Annotated in this window: 12 protein-coding genes; 5 read left to right on the forward strand and 7 right to left on the reverse strand. The window is 29.4% G+C overall.

Annotated features, from left to right (window positions below; genetic code table 11):
* Positions 1-611: 611 nt before the first annotated feature.
* Positions 612-1,859: a replication-associated recombination protein A gene (locus RWL85_RS07100; RefSeq protein WP_314086516.1), complete on the forward strand. Its 1,248-nt coding sequence runs from the start codon at positions 612-614 to the stop codon at positions 1,857-1,859.
* A 66-nt stretch (positions 1,860-1,925) separates the two neighbouring features.
* On the opposite strand, the gene murB is transcribed toward RWL85_RS07100, so the two are convergent.
* The 6 genes from murB to RWL85_RS07130 form a co-directional block, all read right to left on the reverse strand.
* Complete coding sequence (gene murB, locus RWL85_RS07105) at positions 1,926-2,828, reverse strand: UDP-N-acetylmuramate dehydrogenase (protein WP_314086519.1); 903 nt, start codon at positions 2,826-2,828, stop codon at positions 1,926-1,928.
* Positions 2,821-3,342, reverse strand: a complete 522-nt coding sequence (locus RWL85_RS07110) for a GrpB family protein (protein ID WP_314086521.1) — start codon at positions 3,340-3,342, stop codon at positions 2,821-2,823. Before RWL85_RS07110 ends, murB begins: the two co-directional genes overlap by 8 nt.
* A gap of 133 nt (positions 3,343-3,475) precedes the next feature.
* The gene (locus tag RWL85_RS07115) at positions 3,476-4,039 is read right to left on the reverse strand and encodes a DNA-3-methyladenine glycosylase I (protein WP_314086523.1); all 564 of its coding nucleotides are present in this window, start codon (positions 4,037-4,039) and stop codon (positions 3,476-3,478) included.
* Positions 4,032-7,583 carry a transcription-repair coupling factor gene (gene mfd, locus RWL85_RS07120; protein WP_314086526.1) on the reverse strand — a complete coding sequence of 1,184 codons (3,552 nt, stop codon included), beginning with the start codon at positions 7,581-7,583 and terminating at the stop codon, positions 4,032-4,034. Before mfd ends, RWL85_RS07115 begins: the two co-directional genes overlap by 8 nt.
* 200 nt (positions 7,584-7,783) lie before the next feature.
* Positions 7,784-8,341 carry an aminoacyl-tRNA hydrolase gene (gene pth, locus RWL85_RS07125; protein ID WP_314086529.1) on the reverse strand — a complete coding sequence of 186 codons (558 nt, stop codon included), beginning with the start codon at positions 8,339-8,341 and terminating at the stop codon, positions 7,784-7,786.
* 100 nt (positions 8,342-8,441) lie between these two features.
* Complete coding sequence (locus RWL85_RS07130; RefSeq protein WP_314086532.1) at positions 8,442-9,392, reverse strand: ribose-phosphate diphosphokinase; 951 nt, start codon at positions 9,390-9,392, stop codon at positions 8,442-8,444.
* Positions 9,393-9,908: 516 nt separating this feature from the next.
* Here RWL85_RS07130 and glyA point away from each other — a divergent pair.
* The 4 genes from glyA to RWL85_RS07150 all read left to right on the forward strand — a co-directional run bounded on the left by glyA (position 9,909) and on the right by RWL85_RS07150 (position 14,607).
* Positions 9,909-11,126 carry a serine hydroxymethyltransferase gene (glyA, locus tag RWL85_RS07135; protein WP_314086535.1) on the forward strand — a complete coding sequence of 406 codons (1,218 nt, stop codon included), beginning with the start codon at positions 9,909-9,911 and terminating at the stop codon, positions 11,124-11,126.
* A 178-nt stretch (positions 11,127-11,304) separates the two neighbouring features.
* The gene (gene guaD / locus RWL85_RS07140) at positions 11,305-12,666 is read left to right on the forward strand and encodes a guanine deaminase (RefSeq protein WP_314086538.1); all 1,362 of its coding nucleotides are present in this window, start codon (positions 11,305-11,307) and stop codon (positions 12,664-12,666) included.
* A 34-nt stretch (positions 12,667-12,700) separates the two neighbouring features.
* Positions 12,701-14,014 (forward strand): solute carrier family 23 protein, encoded by a 1,314-nt coding sequence (locus RWL85_RS07145; RefSeq protein ID WP_314086541.1) that lies wholly within the window; start codon positions 12,701-12,703, stop codon positions 14,012-14,014.
* Positions 14,015-14,136: 122 nt separating this feature from the next.
* Positions 14,137-14,607: an S-ribosylhomocysteine lyase gene (locus RWL85_RS07150; protein ID WP_314086544.1), complete on the forward strand. Its 471-nt coding sequence runs from the start codon at positions 14,137-14,139 to the stop codon at positions 14,605-14,607.
* A 70-nt stretch (positions 14,608-14,677) separates the two neighbouring features.
* Here the strand turns inward: RWL85_RS07150 and RWL85_RS07155 are convergent.
* Positions 14,678-15,612 (reverse strand): LPXTG cell wall anchor domain-containing protein (locus RWL85_RS07155; RefSeq protein ID WP_314086546.1); only part of this gene is annotated, 935 nt, incomplete at its 5' end.

Consider the following 15,612-nt stretch of genomic DNA (forward strand, 5'->3'; position numbering starts at 1 on the left):
CCACCAAGAAGACTAGCATCCCTGTCGAATCCTAAACATCCCCTAATTGTGATTAATCTATTTTACCATAAATTTCAACTTATGTAAAATTTTATTGTCTTAGACTCACTCCAAGATAAACTTCCTATCAACAACTATGCTAATTATGATATAATTAAAGAAGATTAGAATTAATCAAATTAATAACTAGGGAGATTAAAGGTAATGGAAAAGTTAAAGAATAAATTTGTTGAAAAAAATATAGAAGCTTTTATACTAGGTTTAGAAATATATAATAAACCTACAATATAAGTACTCCGAACAATTTATTGAATTTATTCTTATTGAAATAAAAAAAAGATCCTCATAATTTTGTAGAAAGTTTAATAAAGGTATAAAAAAAGATAACCCCAGATACATAGGAATGCTCGGTTATTAACCTACCCCATTTTGGGACCCAGCGTTTATACTTCACAAGTTATCCAATCTATAATTTATTATATCCTATATTTCTGAAAAAATGCAATTAATAAAATAAACTCACATCATTTATAAATATAAACAAAATAGAGCGAACTATCATATAAATTAAAATTCTATTAAATAAATCATAAAATTATAAAGGAGGTACCATGGAAACCCTTATTAATAGATTACGCCCTACTAAAATAAACGACATAATCGGACAGCATCATTTAATTGGCGATGGGAAAGTTCTCACTAAGATAGTAGAAAGCAAAAAAATGTTTTCTTTTATATTATATGGTCCCCCTGGCACAGGAAAGACTTCAATCGCTAATGCTTTAGCTAATGAACTAGACTATAAATTCAAAATATTAAATGCTGTGAATTGTACAAAAAAAGACTTAGCTGCTGTAATAGAAGAATCCAAAAGATTTAAAAAAGTTATTTTACTACTTGATGAATTTCATAGATTAACTAAACCTATGCAAGATATACTTCTTCCAGAAATCGAATTTGATAATATCTATGTGATTGGATGTACAACAAACAATCCATATCATACTGTGAATCCAGCGATTAGATCACGTTTAATTATTTTTGAATTACAACAAGTTTCAAACGATGATATTTATAAATATCTAAAAAAAATATCAAACAATAAAGAAATATTCCCTAAAGAGTTAAAAATAGAAGATGCTGTATTTAAAACAATTTCTCTTAACTCTTCTGGCGATTTAAGATTCTCGTTAAATACTTTTGAGATTTTGTATAATTTATCAAATGAAGGTGAAATTGTCACAAGAGAGAAGCTATTAAACTTATCTCTAGGGAAATTCAAAGCATATGACAAAGATGGTGATGCTTTTTATGATATTATTAGCGCTTTTCAAAAGTCTATACGAGGAAGTGATGTAGATGCATCGCTATACTACTTAGCATTATTAATTGATAGTGGAGACTTAGATACAATTTATAGAAGAATGAGCGTCATAGCTTATGAAGATATTGGTCTTGCTAATCCAAATATCGGACCTTTTGTTCACGCCGCTATAGAAAGTGCGAAAATGCTTGGATTACCTGAAGCAAGAATACCTTTAGCTAATGCGGTTATCCAATTAGCCCTTTCGTTAAAATCTAATAGTGCTTATATGGCAATCGACAATGCGCTACACGAAACTAAAACAAATCCAAAATTCATAATTCCTGATCATTTGAGAGATGCACATTATTACGGTGCTGATAAACTAAATCGTGGAGTCGGATATCAATATCCACACAGTCATCCGACAGGTTATATTAAGCAGCAATATCTCCCAGATAATTTAGCAGGAAGAACATTCTATACCCCGAAAACTAATAATAAAAATGAACAAAATTTAGCACAATATAAAAAATTTATAGATAATTTGAAATAAAAAAAAGGCATGACTCAACATAATCGATTTCTTAAGAAATCATGATTTTATAGAGTCATTCCTTTTTTACTCACCTAAAATTTTAACTTCGCATTCAAGTTCAACACCAGAGTCTTCTAATACTTTTTGTTGAACTTCTTTAATTAAGTTTTTATAATCCTCACAAGTTGCTGAATCTATATTAACCATAAATCCTGCATGTTTTTTTGAAACTTGTGCTCCACCTACAGTTAATCCTTGTAACCCAGCATCTTGGATTAATTTTCCTGCGAAATATCCTTCTGGTCGTTTAAATACAGATCCACATGAAGGGTATTCTAAAGGCTGCTTATCTGAACGCATTTTATTCAATTCTTCTACTTTAGAGATAATTTCTTCTTTATTTCCTTTTTTCATTTGGAAATACACTCTAGAAATGATTTCATTTGTTTCTTGAATTACAGAATGTCTATATGAAAATTCCATCTGTTCATTTGTATATATTTTCTTTTCACCATCTCTAGTGAAAAGTTCAACTTTTTGAACAACTTCCTTCATCTCACCGCCGTATGCACCAGCATTCATAAAGATTGCTCCACCTACACTTCCCGGAATACCACATGAAAATTCAAGATTTGTTAAGTTATTTTCTATACAAAAATCAGTAAGTTCTTTTAAAGTTAATCCCGCATAACAAGAAATAACATCACCATCTAATAATTCAATCTTATTCATATCACTAGTTATAACTACTATACCTGCAATACCTTTATCTGATATTAACACATTTGAACCATTTCCTAAAATAGTTAGTTCTATGTTGTTTTCGTTGCTAAATTTAATAACATTTTGTAAATCTTGTTCATTTGTTATTTTTACTAAAACTTCTGCGTCCCCACCTGTTTTCGTAAAACTATATTTTCTTAGAGGTTCATTATATAGTACTTCACTATTTTCAAGAATCTCCTCAATATTGTTTATTTTAATCATTATTTTCAATCCTTTTTAACATATCATTTATAAATATTACTTTTTTCGTTGAATAATCTTTAAACGAAAGTTCTTTATTATTAATTTTAAACGAATTATATTCATTCTTTAAAACTTCATCATTAAAAACTTCTTTAATTTTTATAAAATCTTTATGTATTTCCGTATCTCGTTGGACTACATTTAGTACTACATCATAGCTCATTGTTAGATAATCAATTATTCTAGCGTACTTAATTACACCTTTTAATCCATTATGAGCTATTCTATGATAGCCTATATTATTTAACCTTTTCTCATCAAATGTTGTTATCTCATGTAAATTCTCAACAACAACAAGAATATCTACAATTTTTTCTCCTAATACCTGTGTAGTACTCGTTACACCAATATGTAAGAACTCACACTTCGGCATTTTTGGAATCTCTTGTATTTTTTTTATTTCTTCTAAAAATATATTAACAAAGACCTCATTGTCTTTTATTTCTTCAATTTTAACAGTTCTCTTATCCATTTATAAAATCCTATCTTAAAATTAAACATTCTTATATATTATAGACGTTATTTCTTACAAAGTAAAGTTATATCTAAATTTGAATAGATACGCTATTACAAAGACCATCCTTTGAATCTATCTAATATCATTTTTAACAACATTTTTCATAACAAAAACAATTTTTTTCATGGTCGTTTATCATACCAATAGCTTGCATATAACTATAAATTATGGTACTTCCTACAAAGCTAAATCCTCTTTTCTTCATATCTTTACTTATCTTGATAGACAAATCAGATTCACTAGGAGCATCTTTGTAACTTTCTAACTTGTTATCGATTTTTTTATAATCTGTAAAACCCCAGATATACTTGTCAAAACTTCCAAACTCTTTTTGCACTTTGATAAATGCTAGAGCATTTTTTCTAACTGAATAGATTTTCAACTTATTTCTTATAATACTCTCATCTTCCCTTAATGATTCTAAATATTCGTCTGTATAATTTGCACAAATATTATAGTCAAAATTATCAAAAGCACGTTTAAAATTTTCACGTTTTTTTAATATTAGCGACCAGCTTAATCCTGCTTGCATCCCCTCTAATACTAAGTATTCGAATAACATCTGTTCATCATGGGTTTCTCTACCCCATTCATTATCATGATATTCAATATCTAAAGGATCTTTTGCCCATGGACATCTATGTTTACTCATGTACAGCCTCCAAATTATTATTCACAATAGCCAACATTTCTCTTATGCGTCTGATGCTATATCTTTCTTTTTTATCAATCTCAAGGAAGAATCCATCTTTTGCAACAATACGTGTGTCCTTATGCGGCGTTAAAGCTGTAAATAGTTCTTTTCCTTTAAGACTGTTCATAACATCTTTATCAAATGTTATAACTACCTTATTCGCTAATTCTTTTATACTAGTTACCATAGTGTTTTTTGCCATAACTTTTAAATAACAAATATCTATCAGATTATTTACTTCTTCTCCAAAATCAGAGAATCTATCTATTAAATCTTCAACGATACTTTCTATTTCTTCATCACTTACAACACTATTCAATCTCTTATAGAAATCTATTTTATCAGCATCACTAGAGATATACTCTTTTGGAATAAAGGCATCTACATTAAGTTTGATTTCAAAATCATCAGTCTCAACTTCAAAAATATCTTTTTTAATTTTCGGAGCTGATTCTTTAATTATATTTTCATAGTAACTAACATCCTGTGTTCTATCTTTCTCTAATAAAGGTTCTAAAATTCCTTTTTTAGCTTGAATTTCTTGTTCTAACATTTGAGAATATAGCGTATAACCTACCGAATCGATGAATCCATGTTGTCTTCCACCTAGAACATCACCTGCTCCACGAATAGATAAATCTTGCATAGCAATCTTAAATCCACTTCCTAGAGATGTAAAGTTCTTAATCGCTGATAATCTTTTCTCCGAGTTTTCTGTTAATGATTTAAACGGTTCATACATCAAGTACGCATAGGCTTCTCTACTACTACGTCCTACTCGTCCACGAAGTTGATACAGTTGACTCAATCCAAAACGATCAGCATCTTCTACTATCAAAGTATTTACATTTGAAATATCTATACCAGTCTCAATAATAGTCGTCGATATTAACATGTCATATTTCCTATCGATAACATCCGACATAATATTCTCAAGTTCTCTTTGACTCATTCTACCATGGGCATAAGCGATATTGATATCAGGCAATAAACGTTTTAGTTCTAAGTACTTCTCGTCGATTGTTTCTACTCTATTATAAACATAGAATACCTGACCTCCGCGATTAACCTCATTCATAACCGCTTCTTTGATAACCATTTTATTTTGTGCTGTTACAAAGGTTTGAATAGGTTGACGTTCTCTAGGTGGAGTCTCTATTACAGATAAGTCCCTAATTCCAATTAAACTCATATGCAGTGTTCTTGGTATAGGAGTAGCGCTAAGAGTAAGTACATCTACCGTATTTTTAAGATGTTTAATTTTTTCTTTATGTTTAACTCCAAAACGTTGCTCTTCATCTATTATTAATAAACCTAAGTCTTTGTACTTAAACTTATCATTTAATAACTTATGAGTTCCAACGATAATATCAATCTTACCTTCTTCAAGTTTCTTACAAATTTCGGTAATATCTTTTGCAGATTTGAACCTACTAACAACTTCTATATTAACAGGAAAATTCGCAAATCTACTTACAAAATTATCATAGTGTTGTTCGGCTAATAGCGTTGTCGGTACTAAAACAGCGACTTGCTTATTATCAGTAACAGCTTTAAATGCAACCCTCATAGCAACTTCCGTCTTACCGAATCCAACATCTCCGCAAAGAAGTCTATCCATCGGTCGTTCTTTTTCCATATCTCTTTTTATTTCTTCAGTAGCTTTCACTTGATCTTCAGTTGGAACATACGCAAAATCAGCTTCAAATTCAGACTGCATACTACCGTCAAAACTATAAGCATATCCCGAACTTAACTCACGTTTAATATATAGTTTAATCAAGTCCTCAGAAATATCTTCAATTTCTTTTCGAACTTTATTCTTAGTTTTTTGCCAATTTTTAGTACCAAGTTTATTTAAAGCTGGTTTTCTGTTATCCGTAGAAGCGGTATATTTTTGAATATAGTTCATATTATTTATATCTACATAAATAATATCCCCACCATCGTAGACAATCTTTAAGAAGTCTTTATATACTCCTCCTACTTCGACATTCTCTATCCCCTCATAAAGTCCAATTCCATGGCTAATATGGACAATATAATCACCAATATTTAACTCTTGGTAATTTCGTATTTTTTCTGAGTTAGTATATTTGAATTTTACTCGTCGTTTTTTTCTCTCTTCTTCAGTAAACAGTTCACGTGACGTAAGTAAGAATATTTTATTCTTTCTATCCTCTAACCCCTTAAGGTGATATTTATTTACATCAATAAAAATCTTACCTTCTTTGACACCGTAATAAATATCATCATAAAAATAATTATCGAATAGAACTTTCTCAATATAATCTTTTTGTTTTTGTGTATTTAACGAGATAATTACTTTAAAATTATCCGTTATTTTCTCCCTGATTTCTTTAGCTAAATATTCCTCACTTGAATAATACGCTAAATCGATTATATCTATGTTATAGTTTTTCTCGATGATTTTATCATTTAATTTCAAAGTAGATAAATAGTATTTTCTAGTATCTAAATTTTGTATTTTTTCAAATGCTATATTATCTATTACATCTTGATAGATATAACTTTTGTTTATTTCCTGCAGACTTGTTAAAAAGTACTCTCTTAGACCTTCTATCTTTTCTATGATTTTATGATAATTGTCATAGAAGATAATAGTATCTTCCGTTAAATAATCTACAATACTAAATGAATTTTCATATATAAAATTTGAAAAACTCTCTAAATCACTGAAATCTCCTGTTGCTCTATAGATTTCTATTTTTTCTTGAAGATAAGTACTAATCTCTTGATAATTTGCATCTTCTTTTATCTTTTTATCATTTAATTTAGCCAGTATTTTTTTTACGACTAAATCTTTCTCCTCAGAAGTAAGGAAAAAATCACTTGTAGGATAAATAACAGTACTATTGATTTTATCAAGCGATCTCTGTGTAATTTCATCAAAAGTTCTCATACTATCAAGCTCATCATCGAAGAAGTCTAACCTTATCGGCTTTTCACTTAAAGGAGAAAAAATATCAACTATACTACCTCTTTTAGAAAATTCCCCTACTACATCAACACTTTCAACTCTACGATACCCCATATTTACTAATTTACTTTGTAACTCATCAAAGCTAATGATAGTATCATCACTAATTTCAAAGCTATTATTCTTAAAGTCACTAGGCTTTTTCACAGTTCTATAAATAGCTTCTATAGGAATAATAATTATACTGTGTATATTATTTACCAAGTTCTCAAGAACTTTTATCGAATTTTGAACTAAATCATTACTCTTAGAAGTATGACGTTTTAATATGTCAATTTCTGGATAAATGTATGTTTCACTTTCAAAATCATTTAATATTGTAAATAACTCTTCAGCTTCTGCTTTACTCTGTGATAAAACTACAACTGTTTTATTACTTTGTTTATATTCATTATATATTTTCAAAGCACGTGTTGTTATATTTTGTCCATAAATCCCTATGTTTTTATACTTTTTCTCAAATTGTAAATCTACAATTTCTAAAAGATAGTCTTTAATCATATACGCTCCTTTCTACGACAAATAATAGCAAAGAGGGAGTAATTCAAAAATCGTGATTTCGAAGAAAACGATTTTGTCAAATCAATCCCACAAAAATTTATTAGATATCTTAAAATCTTTTATAAAGCAAATTTAGCTATCAACAAACCTCTGCATCTATAAGTTTTAATATAAGTTTTTTTATTTATTCTGCAAATATTCTAGTTGTATTTGTTCATCAAATCCACAAAACTCATTTTTGAGAAATCTTCAATACAATTTATACTTTTAGAATAAATCTTTTCAATTTCACTCATCTCATCTTTTGAAAATCTTCCTAATACATAATCAACAACCTTCATAGGTGGAGTTGGTCTATCTATACCAATTTTGAGTCTATTGAATTTTTCTGTTCCTAAATGGCTTATGATGCTCTTAATTCCGTTATGCCCACCGCTACTTCCTTTTGCTTTAAGTTTAAAGTTTGCAGTTTTTGTATCTAAATCATCATAAATTACTAAGATGTCTTCTATATCAATCTCAAAATAATCATAAAACTTTCCTACTGCTTCACCTGAAAGATTCATATATGTCGTAGGTTTAATCAACAAATATTTAATTCCGTTATGATAAGTCATAGCATATTCTGCATTAAATTTTGTTTTATCAAAAGTTACATTCCATGATTTTGCAAGTTCATCAAGAACCATAAATCCTATATTATGTCTTGTATTTTCATATTGTTTTCCTGGATTTCCTAATCCAACTATCAATTTCATAATTTATCCTCACTTTATTTATTTACTATCGAATTCACGACTTAAAGAAGACAACGGACACCGCTGTCTTCTTTAAATATCTATTTAATTTAATTAATTATTATTCAAAAAGAACACTTACTGGTTCGTTATTGTGAATCTTATAAATAGCTTTAGCTATTAAATCACCTACACATAACGGCACCATTTTATCTAGTTTTTTCTCTTCTGGTATATCAATTGTGTTAGCATACACTAATTCTTTAATTGGAGAATTTTCAATTCTATCTAATGCTTGTCCACTTAGTACGGCATGTGAGCAACTTGCATAAACTTCTTTTGCTCCTCTATCTTTAAGTGCTTGAGCTCCTAAAGTAATAGTACCCGCTGTATCAATAATATCATCTATAAGGATACAAGTTTTCCCTTCAATGTTACCTACAATATTCATAACTTCAGCAACATTTGGTTTTGGTCTTCTTTTATCAATAATTGCGATTGGTGTATTTAAAGCGTCGGCTAATTTTCTAGCACGAGTTACGCCACCGTGATCTGGTGATACAACAACAACTTCTTCCATATCTGGAAGTTTTTCTTTAAAGTATTTTGCAATAATTGGCACGGCCATAAGATGATCCACAGGAATATCAAAGAATCCTTGAATTTGAAGAGCATGAAGATCTAATGCAATTATACGATCTGCTCCTGCTACTTCTAATAAGTTAGCAACTAATTTAGCTGTAATAGGTTCACGACTTCTTGCTTTTCTATCTTGACGTGCATATCCGTAATAAGGAATCACAACATTAATAGTGTCTACTGAAGCACGTTTAAGTGCATCTATCATAATCAATAAAGTCATTAAATTGTCATTTACAGGACCACTAGTAGATTGTAGTACGAATACTTCGCTACCACGTACACTTTCCTCTATATTAATTGAAACCTCTCCGTCACTGAATTTTTTCACACTACATTTACTTAGTTCTACTCCTAGTGACTTCGCTACTTGTTGTGCTAATGGAATATTAGCATTCAATGAAAACAGCTTTAATGGTTTATCTACAAGCATATAAAATTTTCTCCTTAAAAATTGGTTCGATAGTAATACAGATGTATTCCGTTAATTATTATAGCATAAATATTAGATAATTTCTACTAATTCAAGTATAGACTAATTAAAATCAATTTTTTTTACTATCAAATGATTCCCAATTTAATTATCAAACTCCAACTATCACTATATTAATATTTTTTACATTTCAAAACAAAATACTCCTATAAATAACATTCTATGCTACATTTTTATTAATTTGAATCTAATATTCGTATTTTATGTATACTTCAGTATATTTTTTAATTATTTCGACTATTTTTTTTAGTTTTTAGTTTATTTTATAATCATAATATGCTATCATTATAAAATATAGAGTAAAAGAAATTTAATAAACATTTAACTTTTTAAAGATTCATTTCAATGTTTATAGTTAACATAGTTTTTTATATACTTATTATTTTATTAAGCCCTTATATTTTAAACTATAATATTTCTTTTTTCTTAATTTTTATAAACAAAAGGAGTACCATTATGGATAAAATTTTTGAACTTATTGAAAAAGAACAACATAGACAAGATACTAATATTGAACTTATAGCAAGTGAAAACTTTGTTTCTAAAGACATTCTAAAAGCAACAGGAAGTATTTTAACAAATAAATACGCTGAAGGTTATCCTGGAAAAAGATACTATGATGGATGTGAAGTAATTGACGAAATAGAATCTCTTGCAATAGATAGATTAAAAGAACTTTACGATGCAAAATTTGCAAACGTGCAAGCACACTCAGGATCAAGTGCAAACATCGCAGTTTACTTATCTTTATTAACACCTGGTGATACTGTTTTAGGGATGAGTATGGATGCTGGTGGTCACCTAACTCACGGTAGTAAAGTTAGCTTTTCAGGAAAACTGTTCAATGCGGTTTCATATGGTGTAGATAAAGATACTCATCTTATAGACTATAACGAAGTACTTCGAATTGCTAGAGAACACAAACCAAAAATGATTATCGCTGGATCAAGTGCATACTCTCGTGTAATTGATTTTGCTAAATTTAGAGAAATTGCTGATGAAGTAGGTGCTTACTTAATGGTCGATATGGCTCACATCGCTGGTCTTGTCGCTGCTGGCTTACATCCAAATCCAGTACCTTATGCTGACGTTGTTACATCAACTACTCACAAAACTTTAAGAGGACCTCGTGGTGGAATTATTCTTACTAATAATGAAGAGATAGCAGTTAAAATTAATAAGATGATTTTCCCTGGAGCACAAGGAGGACCTTTAGAGCATGTAGTAGCAGCCAAAGCGATTTGTTTTGCAGAAGCACTTAAACCAGAATTCAAAGTATATCAACAACAAGTAGTTAAAAATATGAAAGCTATGGTAGAAGCATTTAAAGTTAATAATATTCCAGTTGTATTTAATGGTAGTGATAACCACCTATGTTTAATTGATACGTATTCTACTTATAACGTTACTGGTCATGATGCTAGTAATCTATTAAGTAAAGCTAAAATTACATGTAATAAAAATGGTATCCCATTTGATACATTACCTCCAATGAAAACTAGTGGTCTACGTTTAGGAGCTGCCGCTATGACAACTAAGGGGTATGTTGAAGAAGATTTTGTGGAAATTACAAACATTATTTGTGATTTACTAAAAAATGGTGAAAGCTATTTAGAAACAGCTCAAAATAGAGTAAAAGCATTAGTATCAAAAGAAAGAAAAGAATTTAGATAATAATTATATTTTAAACGACGAAGAATATTCTCTTCGTCGTTTTTTACGAATTATTATATTTAAAAATCAAGTTTAACGTTCGTCTTTTTGTAAAGAAAAATTTAAAATAGTTTTTTATTATTGACAATGTTCGTTTTCTATGTTATATTTATGAAAATTCTTTAGGAGAAATGAAAATATGAATAACAAAAAAATTATAAAAGCATCTTTTTTCCATAGTCCTAAATATGGAGATATTGAATTTTTAAAACAGGCTCTAGTCTTTATTTCTAGTGATGGTATCATATCTAAAGTTATTAAACAGGATGACGAGAATTATCTAGAATTATTAGATAAGCACTCCAAAGATGATTACTTCTTTGATTTCAAAGATAAAATTCTTTTACCTGGATTTATTGATTTACATATTCATGCTCCACAATGGCCACAAGCTGGTCTCGCATTGGATGACGAATTAAGTTATTGGTTAAATAATTTCACATTCCCTTTAGAATCTAAATATCAAGATCTAGATTACGCTCGAGAAGTATATTCTGATTTAGTAAAAACATTACTTGCTAATGGTACTACTTCTGCAATGTACTTTGGTACTATCCATAATGAGGCAACACTCGAATTAGCAAAAATTTGTGCTAATTTGGGTCAAAGAGGGTTTGTCGGTAAAGTTGTAATGGATGATAAGACTATGAATCCTGATTTCTATCGTGATAATAGTACAAAAGAAGCTATAGAAAATACTGAAAAATTTATTCTAGATGTACGAACACTTGCAAAAGATGTTTTTCAAGGTGTATATCCAGTTATTACTCCTCGTTTTGTTCCAAGTTGTACTGACAATGCACTTCTTGAATTAGGAAAATTAGCAAAAAAATATAACTGTTATATTCAAAGTCACTGCAGTGAGAGTGATTGGGAACATAATTTTGTTATAGAACGTTTTGGAAAAAGAGATTCAGAAGTCTTAGACCAATTTGGTTTACTTACTGATAAATCAATTATGGCTCATGGAAATTTTATTAACTCAGACGATACAGATATTTTCAAAAAGAAAAAATCTTCAGTCTGTCACTGTCCTATTTCCAATTCATATTTTGCAAACGCAGTATTCCCTGTTAGTCAGCTAAAAAAACAAGGTTTAAGTATTTGCCTAGGTACTGACATATCTGGTGGATTCTCACCTAGTCTTTATGACAATATTAAGCATACAGTTATGGCTAGCAGAATGCTTAATGATGGAGTAGATAATAAACTTGATGCAGATAATCGTGGAACAAATAATGCAAGAGTTAGTGTATTTGAAGCTTTTTATCTTGCCACTACGGGCGGTGGTGAGGCTTTGAAATTACCTTTAGGTATTTTTAAAGAGGGTTACATCTGTGACTTTCAAGTAATTGATATTAATTCACCTAGAAACAAACTTCCAAAATATTTAGATAATGAAGAAGATAAGCACCTTCTTCAAAAAATATTATATCTTTCTACATCAGAAAATATTAGAGAAGTTTGGGTTCAAGGTAAACAAATTCTAAAAAAAGATTAATAACATATAATTAAAATTAAGGAGAAATGTTTTTATGTCAAAAAATAAGAATCATTTAACTATAGGAGTTGAAGAGAATATCCCATTTTCTCAATCCCTAATTTTAGGTTTACAGCACGTCCTAGCGATGGATGTTTATGTACCGCCTTTCATTTTAGCAACTGCACTTGCTTTATCACCTGGTGATGCTACTGGACTTATTCAATCTACTTTCCTTGGTGCAGGTATTGCATCGCTAATTCAGGTATTATTTTATTTAAGATTACCAGTTTGTCAAGGTCCATCATTTATACCACTAGGTGCTATTATTGGTATATATATGGGAACAAAAAATCTTGGAACTGTTCTTGGTGCAAGTATAGTTGGTGCAATATTAGTAATCTTACTTGGATATTCTGGTATTTATAAATATATAGTAAAAAATTATATTCCATCTATTGTTAGTGGAACAATAATTATGATAGTCGGATTAACTCTACTTCCTTCAGCATTTGTTAGTAATATCTACATCGAAGGTAACGGATTAACTATGAAACAAAATGTACTATTAGCTTTCATAACAGCTGCTTCTTTAATACTATTTTCTACTTTAGGAAATTACGTTAATAAATTTAAAAGAGTATTACAAATTTCATCAGTAATTATCGCATTAGGTGTTGGAACATTTTCAGCATATTTAATGGGAGGATTTAGTACTCAAGGAATTAAAGATGCTAGCTTTTTCTCAATGCCAAAACTGCTATTTTTAGATTATAATATACATTTTGAAATTTCTGCTATTATTACAATGATTATAATCTATATGGTTCTTTTAGCTGAAACTACTGGTACGTGGTATGCAGTAAGTTCAGTTATAGATGAACCTCTAAGCGATTCTCAAGTGAATAAAGGAGTTATCGGTGAAGGTATTGGATGTTTAGCAGCAGCTCTTGTAGGTGCAACACCTGTTACAGGATATTCTACAAATGCTGGTATCATCTCTATTACTGGTGTAGCTAGTAGAAAAGTATTTGTAATGGCTTCATTCTGGTTTATCGGATTATCATTCTTAGGGAAACTTTCTGCAATTATTAATTCAATTCCTTCTGCTGTTATTGGCGGTGTTTTCTCTGTAGTTTGTATTATCATCCTACTAAATGGATTTAGAGTTGTTAAGAATCTAGATTTCTCTGAAAGAGAATTATACATTATTGGAGTACCTTTAATGTTCACAATTGGATTATTATTTATTCCAGCAGAACTAAAAACTAGCGCACCTCAGTTACTTCAATACTTAATAGGTTCTCCTATTGCTGTAGGCGCAATTGTAGCAATAATAATGAATAAACTTATTCCTTTAGAAAAATAATTTTAGAACTTTAAAACTGATGTTCGCACGAGCATCAGTTTTTATTCTTATTGATTTTATATTTATTAAAAATATAGTATAATTATATCTGCTAATTAAATTACAGAAATGGAGACATATCGATGACAGAAAAGAAAATGAACGTTGAAAGCTTTAACCTAGATCACACTAAAGTTGTTGCACCATATATTAGATTAGTTGGTGTATATTCTGGTGATAATGGAGATAAAATTTACAAATATGATATAAGATTTTGCCAGCCGAATAAAGAACACTTAGAAATGCCTAATCTTCACTCATTAGAACATTTAATAGCTGAACTAATTAGAAATCATCTTGATAATGTATTAGATTTCGGTCCTATGGGATGCCAAACTGGCTTCTATCTATCAGTTATTAATAACGATAGTTACGAAGAAGTAGAAGAATCACTTGCTAAAACACTTGAAGATGTACTAGTAGCAACTGAAGTACCAGCTTGTAATGAAGTACAATGTGGATGGGCTGCATCACACTCTTTAGAAGGAGCTCAGATGGAAGCTAAAAAATTCTTAGAAAAACGCTCTGAATGGAAAAACGTTTTTAGTAATTAATCAAAATTTATTAAAAATAAAAAAGAGAAGTACAAATGATTCTGTAATCATTTGTACTTCCTTTTTTTTATTATTTACTACTGTACTTTCTTCTAACACCTAAAAGACCTATCATTAATCCAAGCCCAGCTATAACTATACCTTGCTCAGAAGATGTTTCACCTGTTTTTGGAAGAACTTCTTTTTTCTCATAGTTGTTACTTAATTTATCTATATTTTGTGTAGTATCATTATTCTTTAAACTATATTCATGAAGTTTATTATTTCTATTTAAATCATTTTCATTTTGAATTGTATTTATATTTATTTTTTCAAGATTATCATTTAAACGATAACTAGCTTCATCAATATTATTTCTAATAATTTCCGAATTTTCTTTTCTAGTTTCAACAGAGTCATTTTTTTTCAAATGTGACGACACCAAACCTTCAATATTATTATTGGTTGATAATTTATTTTCTTTAGATTTCTCTTTTTTATTAAAATCAACAATCGCAAACAAACTAAAATGATTAATATTGAATTGAACTACTTTGTTATTTACTTCTGAAGGAATCAACGTTAACTTGCCAGTTTTATCCACATGATATATTTCAATCTCGCTACTTTCATTTTCTAGTAAAGCTATTCGAACTATTCTTTCATTGTTTAAATGTACTACGTTATTATCCTTAGATAATTTCAAATCTAGGATTCTCACTTTATCCTTATCTACAGATAATTCTTTACTTATATTATTCAATTGTTGAGCATCCTTAACAGCTTTTACATTTAATGAAATATTATCAATTTTATTATTAAATAATTCTACTTCAACACCTGATTTACCATCACTAATATTTTCCACTTTACCTATTGGTGCACTTTCTTGAATTAACGCCTCACCTTTCTCACTTACCACTAATTCTGGTAAAGCTTCTTCTCTTAACGGCTCATCTTTCTCACTTACTACTAATTCTGGTAAAGCTTCTTCTCTTAACGGCTCATCTTTCTCACTTACTACTA

Source organism: uncultured Gemella sp. (genome assembly GCF_963515875.1).
GTDB lineage: Bacteria > Bacillota > Bacilli > Staphylococcales > Gemellaceae > Gemella.